16 protein-coding genes and 2 tRNA genes are annotated in these 23,011 nt (G+C 39.3%); 4 read left to right on the forward strand and 14 right to left on the reverse strand.

The genetic code is table 11. The features are described 5' to 3' along the window. The first annotated feature begins 57 nt into the window (after positions 1–57). Positions 58–3,081 carry a leucine--tRNA ligase gene (locus tag LB454_RS10110; RefSeq protein ID WP_224464549.1) on the forward strand — a complete coding sequence of 1,008 codons (3,024 nt, stop codon included), beginning with the start codon at positions 58–60 and terminating at the stop codon, positions 3,079–3,081. Between the two features lie 45 nt (positions 3,082–3,126). Here the strand turns inward: LB454_RS10110 and polA are convergent, their stop codons facing one another. Next, complete coding sequence (gene polA, locus LB454_RS10115; protein WP_224464550.1) at positions 3,127–5,946, reverse strand: DNA polymerase I; 2,820 nt, start codon at positions 5,944–5,946, stop codon at positions 3,127–3,129. 1,464 nt (positions 5,947–7,410) lie between these two features. Here polA and LB454_RS10120 point away from each other — a divergent pair. Continuing rightward, complete coding sequence (locus LB454_RS10120; RefSeq protein WP_224464551.1) at positions 7,411–8,637, forward strand: metallophosphoesterase; 1,227 nt, start codon at positions 7,411–7,413, stop codon at positions 8,635–8,637. A 54-nt stretch (positions 8,638–8,691) separates the two neighbouring features. Here the strand turns inward: LB454_RS10120 and LB454_RS10125 are convergent, their stop codons facing one another. From LB454_RS10125 to LB454_RS10140, 4 genes are all read right to left on the reverse strand, one after another. Further along, positions 8,692–9,090 (reverse strand): VOC family protein, encoded by a 399-nt coding sequence (locus LB454_RS10125; protein WP_224464552.1) that lies wholly within the window; start codon positions 9,088–9,090, stop codon positions 8,692–8,694. Positions 9,091–9,167: 77 nt separating this feature from the next. Further along, positions 9,168–10,997 carry a DUF885 domain-containing protein gene (locus LB454_RS10130; RefSeq protein WP_224464553.1) on the reverse strand — a complete coding sequence of 610 codons (1,830 nt, stop codon included), beginning with the start codon at positions 10,995–10,997 and terminating at the stop codon, positions 9,168–9,170. Between the two features lie 147 nt (positions 10,998–11,144). Further along, complete coding sequence (locus LB454_RS10135) at positions 11,145–11,726, reverse strand: porin family protein (RefSeq protein ID WP_224464554.1); 582 nt, start codon at positions 11,724–11,726, stop codon at positions 11,145–11,147. A 101-nt stretch (positions 11,727–11,827) separates the two neighbouring features. Further along, on the reverse strand, positions 11,828–12,253 hold the full coding sequence (locus tag LB454_RS10140; RefSeq protein WP_224464555.1) for a hypothetical protein: 426 nt from the start codon (positions 12,251–12,253) through the stop codon (positions 11,828–11,830). 188 nt (positions 12,254–12,441) lie between these two features. On the opposite strand from LB454_RS10140, the gene LB454_RS10145 reads away from it, so the two are divergent. After that, positions 12,442–13,338: a zinc-dependent metalloprotease gene (locus tag LB454_RS10145; RefSeq protein ID WP_224464556.1), complete on the forward strand. Its 897-nt coding sequence runs from the start codon at positions 12,442–12,444 to the stop codon at positions 13,336–13,338. 55 nt (positions 13,339–13,393) lie between these two features. Here the strand turns inward: LB454_RS10145 and LB454_RS10150 are convergent, their stop codons facing one another. Together LB454_RS10150 and LB454_RS10155 are read right to left on the reverse strand one after the other, a co-directional pair. Further along, a complete protein-coding gene (locus LB454_RS10150) occupies positions 13,394–14,767 on the reverse strand; it encodes a mercuric reductase (RefSeq protein ID WP_224464557.1) in 1,374 nt (457 codons plus the stop codon). 226 nt (positions 14,768–14,993) lie between these two features. Further along, positions 14,994–16,727, reverse strand: a complete 1,734-nt coding sequence (locus LB454_RS10155; RefSeq protein ID WP_224464558.1) for a T9SS type A sorting domain-containing protein — start codon at positions 16,725–16,727, stop codon at positions 14,994–14,996. Positions 16,728–17,168: 441 nt separating this feature from the next. Between LB454_RS10155 and LB454_RS10160 the strand changes: the two genes are divergently transcribed. Next, positions 17,169–17,864 carry a hypothetical protein gene (locus LB454_RS10160; RefSeq protein ID WP_224464559.1) on the forward strand — a complete coding sequence of 232 codons (696 nt, stop codon included), beginning with the start codon at positions 17,169–17,171 and terminating at the stop codon, positions 17,862–17,864. A gap of 246 nt (positions 17,865–18,110) precedes the next feature. Here the strand turns inward: LB454_RS10160 and LB454_RS10165 are convergent. The 7 genes from LB454_RS10165 to LB454_RS10195 form a co-directional block, all read right to left on the reverse strand. After that, positions 18,111–18,185: transfer RNA gene (locus LB454_RS10165), tRNA-Val, on the reverse strand. A gap of 170 nt (positions 18,186–18,355) precedes the next feature. Continuing rightward, a tRNA-Val gene (locus tag LB454_RS10170) sits at positions 18,356–18,430 on the reverse strand. Between the two features lie 59 nt (positions 18,431–18,489). Beyond that, on the reverse strand, positions 18,490–19,710 hold the full coding sequence (locus LB454_RS10175) for a bifunctional folylpolyglutamate synthase/dihydrofolate synthase (RefSeq protein ID WP_224464560.1): 1,221 nt from the start codon (positions 19,708–19,710) through the stop codon (positions 18,490–18,492). A gap of 3 nt (positions 19,711–19,713) precedes the next feature. Next, positions 19,714–20,601 carry an energy transducer TonB gene (locus LB454_RS10180; RefSeq protein ID WP_224464561.1) on the reverse strand — a complete coding sequence of 296 codons (888 nt, stop codon included), beginning with the start codon at positions 20,599–20,601 and terminating at the stop codon, positions 19,714–19,716. Between the two features lie 3 nt (positions 20,602–20,604). Beyond that, positions 20,605–20,997 carry an ExbD/TolR family protein gene (locus LB454_RS10185; RefSeq protein ID WP_224464562.1) on the reverse strand — a complete coding sequence of 131 codons (393 nt, stop codon included), beginning with the start codon at positions 20,995–20,997 and terminating at the stop codon, positions 20,605–20,607. A 2-nt stretch (positions 20,998–20,999) separates the two neighbouring features. Further along, positions 21,000–21,689, reverse strand: coding sequence for a MotA/TolQ/ExbB proton channel family protein (locus LB454_RS10190; protein ID WP_224464563.1), 690 nt, complete (start codon positions 21,687–21,689; stop codon positions 21,000–21,002). A gap of 76 nt (positions 21,690–21,765) precedes the next feature. After that, complete coding sequence (locus LB454_RS10195; protein WP_224464564.1) at positions 21,766–22,992, reverse strand: Glu/Leu/Phe/Val dehydrogenase dimerization domain-containing protein; 1,227 nt, start codon at positions 22,990–22,992, stop codon at positions 21,766–21,768. Positions 22,993–23,011: the final 19 nt, after the last annotated feature.

The following is a 23,011-nucleotide window of genomic DNA, read 5'->3' on the forward strand; positions in this document are numbered from 1 at the left end:
TCCTTAGGAGTTAAACGCATATATATTAGTTTTGCCATTTGCAAATAAGATATTAGTATGGCATACGATTATAAGGCAATAGAGCAGAAGTGGCAAAAGCAATGGGCAGAGGAACAAACCTTCAAGGCCAAGCAGCCACAAGAGTTTGAAGGAGAACCCAAACCACCGTTTTATGTGTTGGACATGTTTCCTTATCCTTCGGGAGCAGGGCTTCATGTGGGTCATCCCCTCGGTTATATCGCCAGTGATATATACGCCCGTTATAAAAGACATTCAGGTTATAATGTCCTGCATCCACAAGGATACGATTCTTTTGGCTTACCTGCCGAGCAATACGCGATCCAAACCGGTCAGCATCCTGCTAAAACTACCGAAACCAACATCAAACGCTACAGAGAGCAACTCGACAAAATCGGGTTTTCCTTCGATTGGAGTCGGGAAGTGCGCACCAGCGATCCAAAGTATTACAAATGGACGCAGTGGATTTTTATTCAGCTGTTCGACAGCTGGTACGACGAAGCAGAGCAAAAATCAAAACCGATTTCAGATTTAGTTCAAATTTTTGAAAAAGAAGGAAATACTGAAGTGGAAGCCGTTTGCAACGAAGATTCAGTTCAATTTTCAGCGGAAGACTGGAAAGCTTTTTCAAAGGATGAAAAAGAACAGCATTTACTCAATTATAGACTAACCTACCTCGCAGAGACCGAAGTCAACTGGTGTCCTGCTTTAGGAACGGTTTTGGCCAATGACGAAATTGTGAATGGCGTTTCCGAACGTGGAGGCCATCCTGTCGTCAGAAAGAAAATGAAGCAGTGGAGCATGCGAATTTCCGCTTTTGCGGAACGCCTGCTCTCTGGATTAGACAATTTAGACTGGAGTGAAAGCCTTAAAGAAACCCAGAAAAACTGGATCGGAAAATCGGTTGGAGCCCTAGTGAAATTCAAAATTCAAAATTCAAAATTTGGCATTTCGGCGTTTACGACTCGTCCCGATACTATTTTTGGAGTTTCTTTTGTTACGCTGGCACCAGAGCATGATTTAGTTACTCAAATCACGACGCCTGAGCAAAAAGAAGAGGTGGATAACTACATCAAAGCCGCTGCTAAGCGAAGTGAACGCGACCGTATGGCGGATGTGAAAAGCATCACCGGAGTTTTTACCGGGGCTTATGCCGAGCATCCTCTGACTAATAAACCTATTCCGATTTGGATTGGAGATTATGTCCTGGCTAGCTACGGAACAGGGGCAGTGATGGCCGTGCCATGTGGGGATCAACGGGATCATGATTTTGCAAAGCATTTCAACATTCCTATTCCTAACGTATTTGAAGGCATCGACATTTCTGAAGAAGCTTATACCGATAAATCCAATGCTACCAAAATTGCCAACTCCGATTTTCTCGATGGCTTGGGTGTTTTGGAAGCTATCCCGAAAGCCATTGAAGCTTTGGCCAAAATAGGTGCAGGTGAGAAGAAAATCAACTATAGATTACGGGATGCGGTATTCTCCAGACAGCGCTACTGGGGAGAGCCTTTTCCAGTGTATTACGTGAACGGCTTGCCTAAAATGATAGATGAGCAACATCTACCTTTAGAATTACCCGAAGTAGAAAAATACCTTCCCACCGAAGATGGTGCACCGCCTTTGGGCAGAGCTACAGAATGGGCCTGGGATACAGAAGCCAATCTGGTAGTGTCTAATGATAAGATCGACCACAACACCATTTTTCCCTTAGAATTGAATACTATGCCTGGTTGGGCGGGGAGTTCCTGGTACTTGTTCCGTTATATGGAAGAGCAAAACAACCGCGACCAGCATATCGCCTCAGATGAAGCTTTGAAGTACTGGAACAATGTGGACCTATATATTGGAGGAAGCGAACACGCCACTGGACATTTGTTATACTCCAGGTTCTGGACCAAATTCCTGAACGACAGAGGGGTCTTGCCAGTCGACGAACCTTTTAAAAAGCTGATTAATCAAGGCATGATTTTAGGAGAAAGTGCTTTTGTTTATAGGTATAAGGCATCCGGTGGAGAGGGTAGAATTAAAAATGATATATATACAACATATGACTTTGTTAGGTCAATAAAAAAAGAGCTTTCAAAATCTAAAAATATCTTTATAAGAGAAAATGGAATTTTTGATAAAGACAATAATATCATAGATTCTGAAATTATAAATAAATACTCTTCAATCCTTAAAAAGATTTATTCATTAGGACAAAGCAACATGCTCATTATGGAAAGATCTTTTGATCCAATCCATGTTGATGTTTCTTTAGTTAATACTTCCAATCAGTTAGATATAGAAGGTTTGAAAAGTATAAAACCTGAATTTAAAGAGGCTCACTTTATTACTGAAGAAGATGGAAAATTTATTGTAGGTCGCGAAGTCGAAAAAATGTCCAAATCCAAATTCAATGTCGTCAATCCAGACGATGTGTGTGAGGAATATGGGGCGGATAGCTTACGGCTTTACGAAATGTTTTTAGGTCCGCTGGAACAGGCCAAGCCCTGGAATACCGCTGGACTTTCGGGTGTGCATAACTTCTTGAAAAAGCTTTGGAAGTTGTATCAGGATGAAGATCAACTTTTAGTCTCCGATGAGCCGGCAAGCAAGGAATCGTTGAAAACCTTGCATAAAACCATCAAAAAAGTGACTCAGGATATTGAAGACTTTAGTTTCAATACTTCGGTGTCTACCTTTATGATTTGTGTGAACGAACTGACTCAGCAGAAGTGCCATGCAAGAGAAATTCTTGAGCCGCTGGCGGTTTTGATTTCCCCTTATGCGCCTCATATTGCTGAAGAACTATGGGAGGGTTTGGGACATTCAGAAAGTATTTCAGAAGTTCCTTATCCTAAATTTGAAGAAAAATACCTAAAAGAAGATTCCAAAACCTATCCGATTTCCTTCAACGGAAAGATGCGGTTTACCATGGATTTATCTTTAGACTTGAGCAAAGACGAGATCGAAGATATTGTCATGAAAGACGAACGCACCCAAAAGCAACTGGAGGGCAGAACCCCAAAAAAGATGATTATTGTACCTGGTAAGATTGTGAATATTGTGGGGTAAATTATTTATTCATAGCCCACGATTTAAATCGTGGGCTATGATATTTTAATGCGCTTCCAGCCAGTTTTGACCGGTCCCCATGTCGACATCCAAAGGAACATCGAGTTTGAAAGCATTTTCCATTTTGTCTTTGACCAAAGTTTTGAGTTCTTCCAGCTCATCTTTATGCGCATCAAAAATCAATTCATCATGCACCTGAAGTAACATTTTAGACTTGAAGTTCTTTTCTTCCATCGCTTCATAAATATTGATCATCGCTACTTTGATAATATCAGCAGCACTTCCCTGGACGGGAGCGTTTACTGCATTTCGCTCTGCGGCGCTACGCACCACATTATTTCTGGCATTGATGTCTTTGAGATAACGCCTTCTGCCCATCACCGTTTTAACGTAGCCGTGTTCTTTGGCAAACTCCACTTGATCCTCGATGTAATCTCTCAGCTTCGGATAAGTCTTATAGTAAGTTTCAATCAGTTCCTTGGATTCGGTTCTGTTGAGATCGGTTTGATTACTTAAGCCGAAAGCAGACACTCCATAAATAATCCCAAAGTTGACAGTCTTTGCATTGCTTCGCTGTGCTCTGGTGACATCTTTGATGTTGACTCCAAAGACTCTGGCAGCCGTGGAAGCGTGAATATCTTCGCCGTTTTTAAAGGCTTCTATCATGGTTTCTTCCTGACTCAAAGAAGCGATAATTCTGAGTTCTATCTGGGAATAATCGGCAGCGAGCAAGACGTGATTCTCATCTCTTGGTACAAAGGCTTTTCTGACTTCACGGCCGCGTTCAGTTCGTATAGGAATGTTCTGTAAGTTAGGGTTGTTGGAGCTTAATCGACCAGTTGCTGCCACCGTCTGCATGAACTCGGTATGCACGCGTTTGGTTTTGGGATGAATTTGCTTTGGTAAGGCATCCACATAAGTGCTTTTGAGCTTAGACAGCTGTCGCCACTCCAAAACCTCTCTTACGATTTTATGATCATTTTTATATTCTGCTAGCACATCTTCTGCGGTAGAATATTGACCTGACTTGGTTTTCTTGGGCTTTTTAGCAATTTCCAGTTTGCCGAAAAGAATTTCTCCAAGCTGTTTTGGAGAGCCGATATTGAATTCTTCTCCAGCTTCCTCGTACACAGATTTCTCTAAACGTTCAATATCTTCATTTAGTTTTTCTGAAATGTTTTCTAAAGCGGATTTATCGAGGTTGATGCCTTCTAGTTCCATAGCGGCGAGCACACGCAGTAATGGAATCTCCATGTCTTTAAACAAAGGTTCATTGGAAGCTTCTTTCAACTCCTTTTCAAAAAAGGTCTTTAACTGAAAAGTGATGTCTGCATCTTCCACGGCATATTGTGTTTGGTCTTCCAGATCTACCGTGCGCATGGACTTTTGATTTTTTCCTTTGCCGATCAAATCTTCAATAGGTTGAGGAGAATAGTTGAGGTAAGTCTCCGCTAACACATTCATATTATGACGCATGTCTGGGTTGATGATGTAATGCGCAAGCATGGTATCAAACAGAGGGCCTTTTACTTTTAAATTATAATTGGCTAAAACTTTAATGTCATACTTCAAGTTCTGACCAATTTTCTCAATCTCTTCAGACTCAAAGAACGGTCTTAAGGTTTCTATGAGTTCCTGGGACTCGTCCTGATCTTCTGGAAACACGACGTAATAGCCTTTGTAAGCTTCCCAGGAGAAGGCGATACCTACCAATTCTGCATCAAGCGTTTTCAAGCTTGTGGTTTCTGTATCAAAACACACCGAAGTTTGTTTCATGAGCTTGTCCATAAAGAGTTTTACAGACATTTTTCCTTTTACGTATTGATAGTGATGGTCTGTGTTTTTTAGGGTTTTATAGCCATCAAAGTCAGTTGGGTCGACGTTGGAAGCATCGGTATCATTCCCAAACAACGAAAACTGGCCTGCACCAGCTGTTTTTGAAGAACTATTACCAGAGCTTTCTTCTGTTGCTGCTTCACCTTTGTTGTACATTTTAACGAACTGCTCGGTCAATCTTCGGAACTCTAAATCCTTGAAAATTTTCAAGACCTTCTCCACATCGGGAGGAGAAACTTCGTATTTAGCTTCGTCAAATTTGACGTCACAATCGGTAAAGATGGTCGCCAGCTTTTTGGAAAGGATCCCAAGTTCGGCGTTGTCTTCCACTTTTTCTTTCATCTTTCCTTTCAGCTGGTCTGTGTTTTCCAAAAGGGCCTCCATGGAGCCGAATTGCTGCAGGAATTTTTTGGCTGTTTTCTCGCCTACACCTGGCAATCCAGGAATATTATCGGCAGAGTCGCCCATCATTCCTAGAAAGTCGATGACTTGTTCTGGCCGCTCCACGCCAAATTTCTTTTGCACTTCCGGGATTCCCCACTTTTCAACGCCGTTACCCATCCGGGCTGGGCGTTGCATAAATATATTCTCGGTCACAAGCTGTGCAAAATCTTTATCTGGAGTGACCATATGAACTTCGTAACCTTCGGCTTCGGCTTGTTTGGCGAGGGTCCCGATGATGTCATCGGCTTCCATACCTGAAATTTCCACCACTGGAATTTCCATGGCATCCAAAATGTTTTGAATGATAGGAATGGACTCTTTAATGACTTTTGGCGTTTCATCCCGATTGGCTTTATACTCTTCGTAAAGCTCCTGGCGTTCCTTGCTGCCGTCTTTATCAAAACACACGGCGAGGTGATCTGGATTTTCACGCTTGATGACATCAAAAAGGGAATTCATAAATCCCATGATGGCCGAGGTGTCCTGGCCTTTGGAATTGATTCTAGGATTCTTGATGAGGGCGTAATACCCGCGAAATATCATCGCGTAAGCGTCTACAAGGAAAAGTCGTTTTTTGGAAGCCATAAGTCTGTTTTGTTGAATGTAAATTTAACTGAAATTATGGCTTAGCCAAAATTGAAGCTGGTGTTTGTTTAGACTAAAATCTTGATTTCAAAAACTAATCATGGAGTGTTTAGAGTAAACTTTGTGTCCTCTGCGCCCCTGTCTTCCTGAGGGGAACGCAGCCAAGTTGGTGGTGAGTTTAAAGTTGTAGTAGTTTAATGGTTAAGGCTTATAATTAATAAGGAATATCAGCTCAATTGACCACGGAGCCACAGAGTACACTGAGATTTTTCATAGCGAATTCTGCGCCCCTGCCTTCCAAAGTGGAACGCAGGCAGGTTCGCGGCAGGTTAAATGATTTTAGATGTCAGGGCTCTGCCCCTTTATTAATAATACATAGTAGAGTTACGAAGATTTCGGGGCGCTGCCCCTCCATAGAGGATTTGTATTAATCTTTCGAAGTTAGCAGGGCACTACCCCTTTAAAAGCAAACACTACTACAGAAATCAAGATTTGTGGGCGCTTCTCTCTCAATTAACCTGAGGCAATAATAAAATTAGATCATGAGTCATTTCAAAGGCTAATTTCTGTGTACTATATATTTAAAGATAAGGGTGTCTTTTAGATAGCATAGCCATAAAGGACACAGAGATTTATCATAGCGAACCCTGCGCCTCTGCCTTTCAAAGTGGAACGCAGGCAGGTCAGCGGTGGGCTAGTATTTTAGATTTCGGGGCACTGCTCCTGTCAAGGAAATGAATCAGATTTAGGAAGATGTCAAGCTCTGTCTCCTTTAAAAGTAATGTTTAGTAGAGTTACAAAAATATCTGGGAGCTTCTCTTTTAAAATAAAGATGTGGGAACTATGACGAAGATGTGAGCTTTATACTGCAATAGCTCAATCTAAAGATAAGGGGTGTTAGCCCTGCAATCTTATTAGCATGTGATCCAAATTGATAAAGGGGCGTAGCCCTGACATTTTAGCGGAAGGATTTGTCTTTTGAATTGTTAGCTATAAAATCTAGTTTGATTTCACCACGTAACCAAAAAGTGTTTTAAGATTAAACTTTGTGTCCTCTGTGTCCCTGCCTTCCAAAGTGGAACGCAGGCAGGTTTGTGGTGAATAGTTAACCGCAAAGTCTCAAAGAACGCGGAGAAATTTCATAACGAACTCTGCGCCTCTGCCTTCCAAAGTGGAACGCAGGCAGGTCAGCGGTGAATTTGAATTGCCTTATTCGGGGTGAATTCTCGATACTTTTTTCTCTCCTATCCAGTCGAGAAAAACACTCGAAGTGACAAGCATAAAACTTTCAACGACTACTTCAGCGGAACACGGAGGCAGACATCCGCATTAGTTATAGAGTAATATGAAGTGGTCTTCTACACATTTCATCTAGCAGGATTAAATTCAGAATAAATACTTCTAAAACTTTATATAAATGAGGGACTTAAGCTTTTGCCAGAACTATATTTGCACAAAAAAAAGATGCGGTGGATTATCTCTATTGCCATTCTGCTGGCTTTGGAAGTGTATGCGTTCCAGGCGTTCAAGACGCTTTTTAAATTTTGGTGGAGTCTCTCTATTTATGTGGGCATTACGGTGGTTGTGGTGAGCTTGATGATTTACTCGTTTTATCAACCGAGTCCGCACGGATCCTTGACGGGTTTTCGTGCGTATATGATTGGGTTGTTCCTGAGCATTGCTGCTTTGAAATTGATCGTGATCGTCTGGATGTTTGGTGAAGACATCGTTCGGGTTTTGGTGTTTGTTTACAGAAAACTCTTTACTTCTTCTGTTGAAAACCTGCCCTCCCGCCGTAAATTTATCAGTACCATTGCTTTGGGGCTGGGTGCGATCCCTTTTCTGTCCCTGCTTTACGGAATGTATAAAGGGAAATACAATTTTAAAGTCTTGTCCTACGAACTGGAGTTTGATAACCTTCCTGAAGAGTTTGATGGCTACACCATTACGCAGCTGAGCGACATCCACAGCGGAAGTTTTGATGACAAAAAAGAAATTGAATATGCGGTAGATCTGGTCAATGCGCAGGCTTCTGATGCGATTTTATTTACCGGAGATTTGGTGAATAACCTGGCTGATGAGATGACGCCGTGGGTGCCTATTTTTTCCAAATTGAAAGCTAAGGATGGTGTGTATTCTATATTGGGGAACCACGATTACGGTGATTATTATGATTTTGAAAGTCAAACTGAAAAGCAGAAGAATTTTGACAGTTTGGTGAAGGTGCACTCGGATTTGGGCTGGGATTTGCTGCGAAACGAACGCCGAGAAATCCAACGTGGTGATAGCAAGTTGCAGTTGATAGGCGTGGAAAACTGGGGAAAAGGAGGTTTTAAAAAAGCGGGTGATTTTGAAAAAGCTGCTGAGGGGGTAGATCCAAAAGACTTCAAAATCCTGATGAGTCATGATCCTTCCTATTGGGATGAGGTGATTAAAAACCATGAAAAAGATGTACAGTTGACTTTGAGCGGACATACGCACGGCATGCAATTTGGGATTGAAATTCCAGGCTGGTTCAAGTGGAGTCCGGTGCAGTACCGCTACGAGCAATGGGCCGGTATTTATGAAAATGCCAAGCGTTTTATCAATGTGAATCGCGGGTTTGGCTATCTGGCTTATCCAGGTCGAGTAGGGATTTGGCCGGAAGTCACTGTGATTAAGCTAAAACGTAAGTCAGCTTCTGAAGAATAAAAAAACGCAACTAATGAAAGTTGCGTTTTTAGTAATTTTAAAATACTAATCCATTTATTTAGCATTGATCATCCATTGGATGCCATATTGATCGGTAAGGCGACCATAATGGGCTCCCCAAGTTGTTTTTTGAAAATCGGTGTGTACTTTGCCACCTTTGGATAAATCTTCAAAAAGGTCTTTTGCTTTGTCTCCACTTTCTAGGTCAATACTCATTTGAATATTGGTGCCGTCCGTAATGGGTGTGTCTGGGGAGGCATCGTAACCCATGATGTGAAACCCATCTCCTTTCAATTCGGCATGTTGTAACTTGGTTCTGTAATGTTCTGGGATGTCTATTTTTTGATTTTCGTAAGTCTGTCGGTTGATGACTTTTCCACCAAAAACAGACTGATAGAAATCTAAAGCTTCTTGACAATTTCCTCTAAAGGAAAGGTATGATTGAATTTTCATTGTTTTAATTTTTGTGATTCATCTCTAATATAAAACATGCCTTCTTAGATTTCATTAAATCTATCCTAAAACTCAACTTATGCTGCGTTCTTATTTTCTGCAATCCAGGAGTCAACTTGTTGTTCCAGCAAGTTCAATGGCAAAGCTCCGCTTCCAAGGATCAAATCGTGAAATGCTTTAATGTCGAAATCCTCACCGAGTTCTGTTTCCGCTTTTTCTCTTAATTCACCGATTTTCAACATTCCAATTTTGTAACCAGTGGCCTGACCAGGAATGACCATATAGCGTCTAACTTCTGCCTGGATGGCACCTTTTGAAACTGAAGAATTTTCACTAAAGTATTGAATAGCATCTGCCTCGGTCCAGCCTTTGGAATGAAGTCCAGTATCTACAACTAGTCGGATAGCTCTCCAGATTTCATTGACCAATCGTCCAAAATCGTAATAAGGATTTTCATACTGTCCCATTTCTTTGGCCAGCTTTTCAGAGTAAAGAGCCCAGCCTTCTACATAAGCATTGTAGCCGCCTTGGGTTCTAAATTTTGGAATGTCTTCCAGTTCCTGAGCGATGGAAATTTGCATATGGTGTCCAGGATTTCCCTCGTGATACGCCACGCCTTCCAAAGTGGTCTTGGGCATTGAGGTCATGTCCGACAAGTGAACGTAGTAAGTTCCAGCTCTGGATCCATCTGGAGTTCCAGCCATATAATGCTGAGGAGCACCATCCTGCTCTCGGAAGGCTTCCACTCGTTTTACTTCTAGATCTGCTTTAGGTAAAATGCCAAAGTAATCTGGAAGTTTTTTGGTGATTTCATCGATGAACATCGTCGCTTCATCTAAGTAAGCTTGGCGACCTTCGTCGGTATTTGGGAAATAAAACTGCTCATCTTCATTGATGAATTTAAAAAAGGCTTGTAAATCACCATCAAATTCAACTTCCTCTTTGATGCTTTTCATTTCTTCTTTGATGCGTTTCACTTCTTCCAGGCCGATATTATGAATTTCATCTGCTGTAAGCTCTGTGGTTGTGGAAACGCTTAATTTGTAATCATAATAATCAGAACCATTGTCATGACGACTTATGCCTGTTGGAGTTTCTTCAGTATTCGGTAATTCTTTCTCGGTCCAGGCGATCAGTTTTTCGTAGGAAGGTTTAAACACCTTGAGCAAGGTTTCTTGTGACGATGTCTTCAACTCTTCTGCTTTTTCTTCTGAAATGGATTCGTTTTCGACTAAAGCCTCAATTTTTTTGCTCATGTCTTCGTAGATGGCTGAAGTTTCTTCACTTTCATCAAAAGGTTGTCCTTGAATTAAAGATTTAGCTTGCTTCTGTACAATTTCCAGAGCGAAACGCGGTGGGAGAATGTTGTTTTCAGCTTGTGATTTGGCTCTGTCGAGCAGTTGATCGGTTGCTTTTCCCATTTTCTCTACCCGGCTGATGTAAGCCTGCATGTCTTCGAGACTATCCACTTTATGGAAGTTGATGAGCATATTTGGCAAGCGCGTGTGGATGGAAGTCATCTGGTCAAAAACGTACTCCATAGGAGCGTATTTTACCTCTTTCTGTTTCATGTCATTTTGATACATCCACAAATCGTAGGACAGTTGCCCCTGTTGGTCCAGATCTTCATAAGTGAACTCCGCTTTGAGCTCATCTACACTTTCCTGCATCCATTTGGCTTCTTCTTTTAAAGCCTCCAGACTCATGTCGTCCAGTTGGTCGTAACGATCTTTTCTACCCAAGGCGGTTAATCGTAAAGGGCTGTTTTGAAGAGATTCTTCGTGTTTTTCATCAAGCCAGGAAGTTAGTTTTTCATTGATGTCTTCTTTTTCTTCTGGGGCTTGACAGGAGATTCCTAGGAGAAGGAAAAGCATAAAAAGAAAAGACAAGTGTGCTTTTGTAGTCATAAAAAGTGTTTTAGGGATTAGATTTCTAAAATAACACTTTTTTAAGACTCGGACATTTGTTGATAAATAATACAAGAGATGGATTGAAATTATGATCAAACCAGCCTATGCTAAAACTAGGTTTTTAAAACTACAGTCTTCAACACTTTAATTAACAATAAAGATAAAACCCAGAGTTGGACCAACACCAGAATATATTGTATTTACGGCTTCCGAAGTGATATTGCTGGTGTAGATGTATGGCAGAACAAATTCTAGGGCAAGTTTTTCTGTGAAGAAGTAATTGAACCCAAATCCCATGTTTAAAATTGAAAGTCCTCCACTCAGCTCTCTATGGCTTGTACTTCTTTGTACAGAATTATCTGCATCGTACTTGATAGTTCCTAGGCCAACACCAAATTCTCCAAACAGTCTCAGTTTATCTTTGTTAACAAAATGAGTTCTTAATGAAGGGATAAAAGCATAGGAGTTATAATAGGAATTCACACCATCTAAAATAAGATCATTAATAGTCGCGTAGGTGAAATTTATATCTACAGAGGTGTTTTCGGTAATAAAATAACCAAAGGAAGGCTTGATGGCAAAACCGTTGATCCCAGATCCAAATGTGTCTGAAGAGCCAATCAAGGGTAAGCCAGAAACTCCGATTTTAAGATCATTGACTTTGAATTGTCCAAAGCTTAATGAAACACTTGTGATAAATAGTAAAATGAATAAACACTTTTTCATAATGAATGTTTGTGGTTTTATATGGTATGTGCAAGGCAAAATAAGATAGTGTAAAGCTAACAAATGCGGACTTCAATTCAGAAGTATTAAATAGTAATAGATTAATTGAGAATATAACGCACGCCTACAAACCCTCTTATAAACACATCATCAAGGTCAATTTCATAAATGGGATTAAACTCGATATTTAGTGACAAGTTTTTTAGGCTTTCCAATGGTTTTATGCCAATACCAATTGGGATTACAAAAGCATTGATGTCGTTTAGGATAGCTCCGGCTCCAAAATAAACATCATAACTAGATTTTTTTACAATATTATGATTGATCACAAGCTCTGGAGTGATGTTATCTATATCAGTGCCGGAATAAACCCTGAGGTCAGTCCAAAAGCGTTCGTTGATGTTATAGCCAACAGCAAATTTTGAGGAATTGCTATTGGTGTAAAAAGAAGCTGTGATTTGGGAGGAAGCTTCGGTTGTTATGAACAATAACAGGGCTATTGAGAGGATTTTGAATGTATTTTTCATAATTGTTTAAGCTAATAGATGTTTTTTCACTATAAATATGATGATTATAGCAATTACTCAAACATCTAATACATGTTAAATAAAACTAAAATTTTACAATTGCTTAACGCTGTCTAAACATTTAAAATGAAATTAGAGCAATATTAATTAATACTTGCGCAAGTATTTGTAACACTAAACATTTATTTATGACAATTAGAAAACAATTAATCGTACCAGCAATTTTAGGTTTATTCTTTTTTACATCCTGTGAAGATGAACAAATATTTGATGAAGAAACAGAGAGTCAAACTGTTGATGAGTTTGATGAAATAATTCTGGGGGTCAATACTTCAGAAACTCCATCAAATGTTGATCAAAAAACTTTGGATTTGATTTCAAAAAACCATCTTAGTCCTGTTGGAGCTCAACGTGAAGAAATGGTACTTCCAGGTGGAGAGAAACGCGAGGTGATACGCGTAGAAGGTGATATTGTTATGTTTCCTGAGGAACTGGAAAAAATGCAGTTTGACGGCTACGAAAATATACACGAAAAGCAATATCGAACGAATGCTCTTGTGAGTCCTCAAACGATAACTATAATTGGTTTTACAGGCGGTAGCCAGGCTTTATCTAGTAGAGAGAGAACTGCACTTTCAAGAGCTGTAGCCAATTATAACAACCTGAATTTAAGCATTAATTTCAATCTTACTTTCGGAACCAATTTCCAGAATAAGGATATGGTGGTTTATAATAATGAAGTTAATAACCCAAATTCAGTTGGAGGTCAGGCTGGATTTCCTAGTGGTGGAAATCCATTTAAATTTGTTCAAATTTACGGACTTAATCAGTATAGCCTTGGTGTTATTGAGCACGTCATTACGCATGAGATTGGACATTCCGTAGGTTTCCGTCATACCGATTTCTTTAGCAGACAAAGTTGTGGGCAAAACGTAAACGAAGGTACGGCTGGAGTAGGAGCAAACTATATTCCAGGAACACCTCAAGGGTATGACCCGACCTCATTGATGCTTGCTTGTTTCAATACAGGAGTCTCTGGTAACTTCAATTCCAATGATGTTACCGCTTTGAATTTCCTTTATTAGGTTGAACACTTAGTTTAGCTTTAAATCACCTTCCTTGTCTGAAGGTGATTTTTTTTTAATACGATTTCAGAGGCTTCAAATTTTCAAGCATCGTTGGTAATAATTCACTCACTGTGGGGTGAATGTGGACTGCATCTCGTATACTGTCGTAGTTTTGTCCAGCATACATTTGATCTATAATGGTATGGATATATTCATCTGCACCAGCACCCAAAAAGGTTGCTCCCAGAATTTTATCTGTGTCTTCTTCAATATAAATGTTGAGCATTCCATGAGTTTCTCCCATTTCTTTAGCTCTGGCAATTTTGCTCATTGGTCTGGAAGCGACTTTAGCTTTTATTCCAGCTTTTTTAATGTCTTTTGCATTCATGCCAACTCTTGCCAAAGGCGGATCTATAAAGGCGGCATAACATGTAAATCTATCGGAAAGCTTTCTTTTCTTCTCTCCAAATAAATGAGAATTCACAATCTGGAAATCATTGTAAGCTGTGTGTGTAAAAGCACCTTGTCCATTACAATCTCCAAGTGCATATATATTCGAGGCGGTGGTTTGTAATTCGTCATTTACCTTGATATAACCACGCTCATCTAAATCTACATGTGTGTGTTCAAGTCCTAAATCATAAGTGTTTGGCACTCTGCCTGCAGCTAAAAGAATATGGGATCCAATAAACTTCCTTTCTTTGTTTTTATTGCTGACACTGACTTCAATTTTACCATCTTTGCTTTGTGCTAAAATACATTCAGAATTTAATTCAACGGTAATGTCTTCAATTTTGAAAATTTCTGCTATAGCTTTTCCGAATTCGGGATCCTCTCTTTGTAACAACTGTTCACCTCTGTCCAGGATAGTTACCTTACTGCCAAAGCGAGAAAACATCTGTCCAAACTCAAGTCCTATATAGCCTCCTCCTACTATAATGAGGTGTTCCGGAATAGTTTTGAGTTCCAAAATACTTTCATTGGTGAGATAGTCCACCTCTCCAAAACCTTCTGGAATCCTAGGCTTTCCGCCTACATTGATATATATTCTATCAGCTTCATAAATGTTTCCTTTAACCTTCACCTGATGGTTACTTATAAAGCTAGCTTTTCCTTCAATAAGTTCGATATTTTCATTATTAAAAAACATTCCTTCTAAGCCTTCTCTTGAGTCTGATACAATTTTATCCTTTCTCTTTTTTATGGTTTCCAAATTGACTTGCACCTCACCATTTATCTCTATCCCCAGCTCTTTACTGTTTTTGGCGATAAAGGCTCTTCTGGCGCTTGCTACATAAGCTTTGGTTGGAGTGCATCCTACGTTTACGCAGGTCCCTCCCAGAGGTCCCTTTTCTATGATGGCTACCTTTTTGCCATTGCTAGCTAAACTTGCTGCCAATGATGGGCCTGCCTGTCCTGTTCCAATAATGATTGCGTCAAATTTCATATTTTAATATATTTTGAGTTTTACCGTTTTTATTTCCCAACTTACTATTTTGTTTCAACACCTTCCGCTGTATAGTTTTATAGATTTCTATGGTTACTGCTTTATTAACTCATTTTTATCAGCAATCATTTCTCTTCTGTCAATTCATTAAATTGAAAAAAGAAAAAAACCTTCTGAAGTAACCTCAGAAGGTTTCCGATTTTATCATTTTATAAAAAATATGTTTTTATTTCTTTATGAGCTTTAGGCTTTCAGAGGTTTTACTAGAGACTTTTACATTTATAAAATAAACACCGGTCTTCAAATTACCTATGAAAATTCCTTCATCATTACTGTAAGACTTGGCTTCAAAGACTTTTTTCCCATGGATATCCATAATTTGGATTTCAGAGACTTCCGTATTTCCTAAGAAAATATAGCTTGAAGCAGGGTTAGGGTAGAGTCTGATGTTTAATTTATCTTGATCTTGTAAGGACAGTGAAGTGCTGCACGAATCAAAGTCTAAAGTAATAGCTGTATCATTTAATGCCATTAAATTATCAGTTGTTGTTACGAGAGTTGAGGTGACGTTTGAAATGAAATCTACGGTTCCAAGTGCATTTCTTGTGTAGTCTATGACGATGTTATCGCACTCATTCATTTTTTGTGCATCTACGTTTATAAACTCAATATTAGCCAGACCACCGTTTGCTGCATCACCATTCCTAAATCCAACTGTGTAATGAATGGGTGTCGTTGCATCAGAATCGATTATGGCCATGTCTGGGTAATAAATTAACGGCAGTTGTGTGTTCCATAAATTATATGGATCGGGTTGCGTTTCCTGAAAAGGCGCTAAGTACTGATAACTCGTTCCTACTTCATTTCCTGTAGCTTTATCAAATTCATAAATGATAATGTTGGATTGATTGGTATCGGTCCCGTCGAAATAATCTCTTCGATACCCATAAACAACAAGATTGTCTGAGTTTGAAAGCGATTCTAATAGAGAAAACCCGTAAAAATCCAATTCAAAATTTAACTCATTCACATACCAGGATTTTGTAGCTTCTATAGTGCCATTTGCATTATCGACGGCAGTCACCCCAAAATGATGCCAGCTGGAAAAGTTAGTGAGTAAAAAAACTTCATCGCTGCCTGTATCATAATAAGCATCTACACTTAAGTCTCTAGAATTCCCGAAAATGTAACTGCTATCCCATACGAAACCTCCTTCAAAGTCGATTTTATGAACCAAGACTCCAGCCTGAACGTTACCGTTATCTTCACCTGTGGCGCTTCCGGTTAAAACAAAACCATCGCTAGTTTCTACAGCTCCATTCACAAAATCATAATCTAAGTTTCCAGAAACCGACGAGTCTACTTCTGCCGTCCAGAGCGTATTCAAATTCAAATCAGTGCGTAATGCAAAACCTATGTTCAGATTACAACTGGGGTCTGCATTTGGACAATTGCCAAAATATCCAGTGATCAATAAGCCAGGGTTTACATTAGAGTCTCCTGTTGCGTCAGTCTCTGTAATTATTACATTAAAACCGGTTGAATTGAAATTCTGGCTGACAATATCATAATATTTATCATCTAATATATCACCTGTTTGAGCTTCAATTCTTGCTGAAAACACTTTTTTTACTCCGTTGACATCAATAGATCCTGTAATAAAAATAAGATCAAAATAATTTTCAATATCGAAAATTCTTGCATTTGCTAATGAAGTGTCATCATAGGTTTTTGACCAAACAATTGTCCCATCTTCCTGAAGCCTTTTTAATATCGGAATAGGTGAAGCTGCAGAAAGGAGGTTACTGGCTACTACAACATCATTTGTTCCATCATTAACCTTTGCTAAATTAGCATCGGTGAGATGACCTTGAGTATATTCATAATTATTTTGAAATAACTGACAGTGTGCAGCTATTGAAAATAGCAAAAAGCAAATAAAAAGTAATTTTGTTTTCATAATTATTAATTTTAAGCGTTAATAATATATAAAGTTAATATATTATTATGAATTTATTAATAAATGTAGCGTTTGGTGCTTCATTTGAAACTTTGTATGATTTTATTTTGATGATTAATTCAAATGATTTTGCACGGAATATAAGCTGTTGAGAATAAGTTAGTTGCTTTGTATATTAAAATAAATACTTTTTAAACTTAGCATGCTTTGGATAAATCTTAAGGAGATAGACACATCTAAAATGTAAAACAGATCTTAAGTAATTAAGAAAGCTTTTCTCAATTTTAATTATTGGCTATTTCGTATTTGCCTTTTCATCTATTTCGCTATGAAGACTATACAGTTTTATGATTTAATTACTTTTAGTTGACTGAAATTATGAAACCTATCTATTTCTTATTTTTTCTGATACCCATCGGTGTGTTTTTTCAAAACACACCGATGAAGATAATTTATGGAAAGATTCAAAATGAAGCTTTACCTGTTCAAGGTGTATTTGTTTCAAATTTGACTACTGGAGAATTTTCAAACACTAACAGAGAAGGTGTTTTTAGTATTAAAGTGCATCTAGGTGATACGCTTAGTTTTATCCATTTATCTTTTCAAACCTTTAGTGAAAGAGTGACCAGTAAGATGTTGTCTATGGATCTCGTAGTTATCCAGGTTTCCGACAAGATGAATACGCTGGATGAAGTAGAGGTTAATGCTTTTCCAAACATCAATGCCGTAAGCTTAGGGATTTTAGACCATCAACCAGAGCAGCTGACCACCAACCAAAGGCGACTTAGGACTGCTGGGGACTTTAAGCCGATTCATTTGTTAGGTTTATTAGGTGGATCGCTACCTGTGGATCCTATTATTAATAAAATTTCAGGGAGGACTAAAAGAATAAAAAAACTTGTCAAATTTGATAGAGAAGAAGATTACTTCGATTTTATACTTGAGCATCACAAAGACTTCATTACCTCTGAATTAGAATTTTCTCAAGAAGAACTCAATAGATTTGTTTATTTTTTGATTGATGATGACCAGATTCAAACTTCAATTGAGGCCGAAAATCATGCTCAGCTTCAATATTTCATTCAAGATTTAGCGCTTCAATATAGAGAAGATTTATCCGCAAAAACTAAAGAATAATCTGGTTTCATAATATAGAGCAGCTATCATAAAGATTGGAAACTATAAATTGATATGAGAGTTAGCCAATAGGTTTTGATAAATTAGCATTTATCCATAGCAGATCTGTAACCTTCTACTAATAGAAATCCAAAAACCGCTGTCGCAGTTTTTTGTCTTTTTTGTTTTCCATCCGCCTTATAGCAAGATTAGGCTTCTAAAAAACAAAAAATCCAACACCTTTCGGTATTGGATTTCTGCTTGATGTGGGTCATACTGGATTCGAACCAGTGACTTCTACCCTGTCAAGGTAACACTCTGAACCAACTGAGTTAATGACCCTTATTTGTCTGTCTTCACTCTGAATCCCAAAACTAACAAAATCTCTGATTTTGATTTAGTTTTGAGGACTCTCGATAATTCAGGAAAATCGGAGATTTTCAAATTATCGGAGCCAACTGAGTTAATGACCCGACTCTAAAATAAAAAACCCTAACAAGAGCTAGGGTTAGTGGGCGATGAGGGGTTCGAACCCCCGACCCCCTCGGTGTAAACGAGGTGCTCTGAACCAGCTGAGCTAATCGCCCCAAATTGGGATTGCAAATATAAACCTTATTTTGATTTCACAAACTAAATCTTTTAAATTTTATAAAATTTCTGCAACCGTAAACGTACTGCCGCCAACATAAATTAGGTCTTCTTTTTGGGCATCTCGCTGTGCGGCCTTCAGCGCATTGTCTATTGTTGTAAATGCTTTGCCATAAAGTGAAAAGGCTTTAGCTTTATAATACAGTTCAGTCGCCTCCAAACCTCGAGGGACGTCTGGTTTTGAAAAATAGTATTTTGCAGTTGCTGGAAACAATGGTAGTATAGTGTCCAAATCCTTATCATTAACGAAGCCTAGCACAATATGTAAATCCTTATATTTTTCCTCAAATACCTGTTCCAATACCAGGCTTAAGCCTTCTTTGTTATGCGCCGTATCGGCAATTATTTTTGGAGCTTCACCCAAAATTTCCCAGCGACCTCTTAATTTGGTATTGAGCTTTACTTCTGCCAGTCCTTTTTTGATCTGAGCTTTGGTGATTTTATACTCATCAATTGTATTTAGAACTTCAAGTGCTTTCAGGCAGGTCTTGAGGTTGCACTTCTGGTAATTGCCCATCAGGTCACACTTGGGTAGGGGGGGATTCAACTCTTCTGCAAAAAAGAGAGTAGCGTTTTCGGCTTCGGCTTTTTTAGTGAAAACAGGCTTGGTCTCTGGCAGCGTTTCTCCTATAACTACAGGAATATTTTTTTTGATGATTCCAGCTTTTTCTCCAGCGATTAAGTCTAGTGTATTCCCAAGAAAAGCCGTGTGATCAAAACCGATATTTGTAATAACAGATAGGAGCGGAGTGATGATGTTGGTAGAATCCAGCCTGCCACCCATTCCTACTTCTACTATAGCAATATCAATGTTTTGGCTTGCAAAGTAATCAAAAGCCATTCCTACAGTCATTTCAAAAAATGACAATTTTTGAGCTTCCAAAAAAGCCTTATGCTCCGAAATAAATTCTATCACGTTGGCCTTGGAAATTTGCTCACCGTTGATTTTAATGCGTTCTCTAAAATCCTTAAGGTGTGGTGAGGTGTACAAACCTACTTTATAGCCGGCGGTTTGGAGTACAGAGGCCAGCATATGACTCACAGAGCCTTTTCCGTTGGTGCCTGCCACGTGTATGCTTTTGAATTTTTGCTCGGGATTGCCTAGTGTTTTTGCTAAAGCTAGTGTATTGGTTAAATCTTTTTTGAAGGCGGTTTTGCCTTGCCGCTGGTACATAGGAAGTTGCTCAAACATCCAGTGCAGCGTTTCAGTATATGTCATTTGTTATTCAGATAATTTAAAAACGTAAACGATAAAACCGATTTGTGTAGAAGGCGCTTTAGAATCGCTGTTAAATTTAGTGGCAAGTGCTGCTTTTTTGGCTGGTTCTAGAAGGCATGAGCTCGAGTTGGTGGTCCCTTTGGCTCCTGGTGTTGCCTTGACGACATCACCGTTTCGATTAACTTCTATCCTTACCACCACCTCACCAGACTCATCACACTCCTGTACAAATTTCTTTTTGGAGAGAGCTTTTCTTCCGCCGAGACGGTAATTGCCATCGCCATCAAGTCCTTTTCCGGTTCCGTAATAATTTTTGGCATTAGGGTCTCCTTCTGGGTCACCTTTATCTCCCGCTTGGTTGTCGTTGCCTTCGCCACCATCTGCTTTACCATCATTTTCAGGGCCATTCATAAGGCTTTCCATAGCATCAGTCACTGATTTCTCTGGCTTTTGTTCTTTTACAGGTTCTGGCTCTGGCTCTGGAGTGGGTTCAGGTTGGGTTTCTTCAACTTTCTCCTGAACTTTTTCCTTTGGCTTCTCTGGTTGCTTCTTGGTTTCTTTTACAACTTCATCTTTTTCTTTAATCACAGGAGCTTCTTCATCATCTTGTGTGACTACATCTTCCTGAATATCTTCTGCAGCACTTGCTTCTTCTACTTCTTGTGGTGGAGGGGGTGTACTTGTAGGTTGAGGAGATGTTTTTACTGGAGCATCGGGTTGAATATCTCCCGAGCCCACGTCTGTAGTGCCAAAATTAATCGCAATACCTCGCTCTTCTGGTGGATCCAGGTATTTTAACCCAAAGAAAAACATCAACAATATAAACAGGATATAAATTCCTGTCGTAATGAGGAATGATTTTTTCTCGTGTTTGGTCTTGAATATACTCACGACTTAATTCGGTTTTACAGCCAGTACAATTTTATATTTATTTCGGTTGGCAATGTCCATAATTTGCACTGCTTTTTCAATAGGAACTCCTTCTGCAGCCCTCAGTATTATAGTAGGCTCTTCAATACCGCTTAGTTTGGTTTTCAGGGCTCTTTCAATCCCGTTAGCATTTACTTTTTCTTCGTTGATGTAGTATTCTTGTTGTTCAGTAATGCTTACTGCTACATTTTGTGTAGAAGTTGTCTTGCCTTTGGCCTTTGGTAATATCAAATCCAAAGCTTCTGGCGTGATTACTGGGGACGTCAACATAAAAAAGATGAGCAGTAAGAACACAATATCCGTCATCGAAGACATGCTGAAGGTGGCACTTACTTTATTTCTACCTCTTAAATTCATAATTAACTAGGTTCATTCAATAAATCCAAGAAATCTACTGCTGTGGCTTCCATCTGGTGCACCACTTTATCTGTTCTTACCACAACATGATTGTAACCTATATAAGCAATAATTCCTACAATAAGACCAGCCACAGTTGTTGTCATAGCTGTATATATACCTTCTGCCAGAGACCCCATTTCAGCCTGACCGCTACTGGTGGCCAATTCATGAAAAGCCAATACCATACCAATTACAGTTCCTAAGAAACCAATCATTGGTGCAGCTCCGGCAATGGTAGCCAAAACACTTACATTTTTCTCTAACTTGTAAACTTCCAGCCGGCCTGCATTTTCTATAGCAGTATTGATATCTTCTAAGGGAGAACCAATTCTGGAAATTCCTTTTTCCGTGAGTCGAGCCACAGGAGAATTTTCCTGAGCACAGCGAATTTTTGCAGACTCAATGTTGCCAGAAGTGACGCTGTCTTTAATTTGGTTCATGAAGTTTTTATCGGTTTTGGAAGCAGCTTTTATTGCGAAAATGCGTTCAAAATAAATGTAAATCGCAAAAAACAACAAAACTGCCAGAATCAATATAATGATGGTGCCACCAGCACCACCACTAAAGATTAAATCGATAATAGATAAGGTTTTTTCTTCTACAAGTTCTTCTGTAACTTCAGGAGATTCTTGAGCAAATGATATAAGCATGGGTTATAATGTATTAGTGGTATAAGTAACGCTAAAGTAAGCAAATAATTTTATCACTCTTGAAGTATTTTAGGGTCTAGACCAATTGTTTGAGGGCAATTTCAAAAGCCACACTACTGATGTGTTTTTTGTTATTATTGTTCTCATACGTTCGTTGTATGGCATTTCTGATGGTGACAGAAATATCATTAAAGATAGCTTCATCGGTCATTAAGACTTTGCGCTCCATGAAATAAGCAAAGACTCTCGCCATTCCACAATTGGCAATAAAATCGGGGATGACACTCGCTTTCTGGTCGGCGTATTCCATAATAGGACCAAAGAAAATTTCTTTATCTGCAAAGGGCACGTTGGCGCCACAGGAAATAACTTCCAGACCATGCTCTACCAAACTGTCAATCTGATCTTTTTGAATGAGTCTTGAAGAGGCACATGGAGCAAAAATTTCTGCACCTAGCGACCAAAATTCTTTGTTGGCTTTTTCAAAAGGAATTAAATCTGGGCTTTTCAAGGTGTTTCCCTCTTTGGCCAAAAATAAATCCTTTATCTCTTCATAAGTAAACCCATCTTTATTGATAAGCCCTCCATCTCGATCTAAAATTCCTATGATTTTTGCACCCATTTTGGACAAATAAAAAGCCGCAGCCGAACCAACGTTTCCAAACCCCTGAATAATTGCCGTTTTACCTTTAACATCTCCACCGTAAATGTCATAAAAATGCCTTACAGATTCTGCCACCCCAAAGCCGGTACACATATCTGCTACTGTGAATTTTCTTAGCACATCTGGCGTGTAATCTGTATTCTCTATCACTTTGATGACGCCGTGCCGTAGCTGACCAATTCTATTGATTTTATCAGCTTCTGTGGGTTGGAAGTGTCCGTTAAAAACACCCTCCTGTGGATGCCAGACTCCACAACTTTCGGTAATAGGAATTACCTCATGAGTCTCGTCTACATTGAGGTCTCCTCCAGTCCCGTAATAGCTTTTGAGCAAAGGCGAAACTGCCTTGTACCAGCGTTCCAGAACGGCTTGTTTTCTGGGATCGTTGGGGTCAAAATTGATTCCGGATTTAGCTCCTCCAATCTTGGGCCCAGATACGGTAAATTTTATTTCCATAGTTTTTGCCAGAGACAAGACCTCATTTTCGTTGAGTCCTTCACGCATTCGTGTCCCACCTCCTGCAGCACCACCTCGCAGTGAGTTAATGACGGTCCAGCCTTCGGCCTCGGTCTCAGAATCTTTCCAGTGAAACACAATTTCTGGAGCTTTATCTTCGTATTTATTTAAAAGTTCTTTCATAAGAATCTCTCAGTTTTGT

This window comes from Psychroflexus montanilacus (assembly GCF_020164535.1).
GTDB lineage: Bacteria > Bacteroidota > Bacteroidia > Flavobacteriales > Flavobacteriaceae > Psychroflexus > Psychroflexus montanilacus.

Bases quoted from the DNA above. Each gene is read 5' to 3' on its own strand.
- LB454_RS10110 (WP_224464549.1), top strand. From the start codon at position 58: ATGGCATACGATTATAAGGCAATAGAGCAGAAGTGGCAAAAGCAATGG.
- polA (WP_224464550.1), bottom strand. From the start codon at position 5,946: ATGGCTTCCAAAAAACGACTTTTCCTTGTAGACGCTTACGCGATGATA.
- LB454_RS10120 (WP_224464551.1), top strand. From the start codon at position 7,411: ATGCGGTGGATTATCTCTATTGCCATTCTGCTGGCTTTGGAAGTGTAT.
- LB454_RS10125 (WP_224464552.1), bottom strand. From the start codon at position 9,090: ATGAAAATTCAATCATACCTTTCCTTTAGAGGAAATTGTCAAGAAGCT.
- LB454_RS10130 (WP_224464553.1), bottom strand. From the start codon at position 10,997: ATGACTACAAAAGCACACTTGTCTTTTCTTTTTATGCTTTTCCTTCTC.
- LB454_RS10135 (WP_224464554.1), bottom strand. From the start codon at position 11,726: ATGAAAAAGTGTTTATTCATTTTACTATTTATCACAAGTGTTTCATTA.
- LB454_RS10140 (WP_224464555.1), bottom strand. From the start codon at position 12,253: ATGAAAAATACATTCAAAATCCTCTCAATAGCCCTGTTATTGTTCATA.
- LB454_RS10145 (WP_224464556.1), top strand. From the start codon at position 12,442: ATGACAATTAGAAAACAATTAATCGTACCAGCAATTTTAGGTTTATTC.
- LB454_RS10150 (WP_224464557.1), bottom strand. From the start codon at position 14,767: ATGAAATTTGACGCAATCATTATTGGAACAGGACAGGCAGGCCCATCA.
- LB454_RS10155 (WP_224464558.1), bottom strand. From the start codon at position 16,727: ATGAAAACAAAATTACTTTTTATTTGCTTTTTGCTATTTTCAATAGCT.
- LB454_RS10160 (WP_224464559.1), top strand. From the start codon at position 17,169: ATGAAGATAATTTATGGAAAGATTCAAAATGAAGCTTTACCTGTTCAA.
- LB454_RS10175 (WP_224464560.1), bottom strand. From the start codon at position 19,710: ATGACATATACTGAAACGCTGCACTGGATGTTTGAGCAACTTCCTATG.
- LB454_RS10185 (WP_224464562.1), bottom strand. From the start codon at position 20,997: ATGAATTTAAGAGGTAGAAATAAAGTAAGTGCCACCTTCAGCATGTCT.
- LB454_RS10190 (WP_224464563.1), bottom strand. From the start codon at position 21,689: ATGCTTATATCATTTGCTCAAGAATCTCCTGAAGTTACAGAAGAACTT.
- LB454_RS10195 (WP_224464564.1), bottom strand. From the start codon at position 22,992: ATGAAAGAACTTTTAAATAAATACGAAGATAAAGCTCCAGAAATTGTG.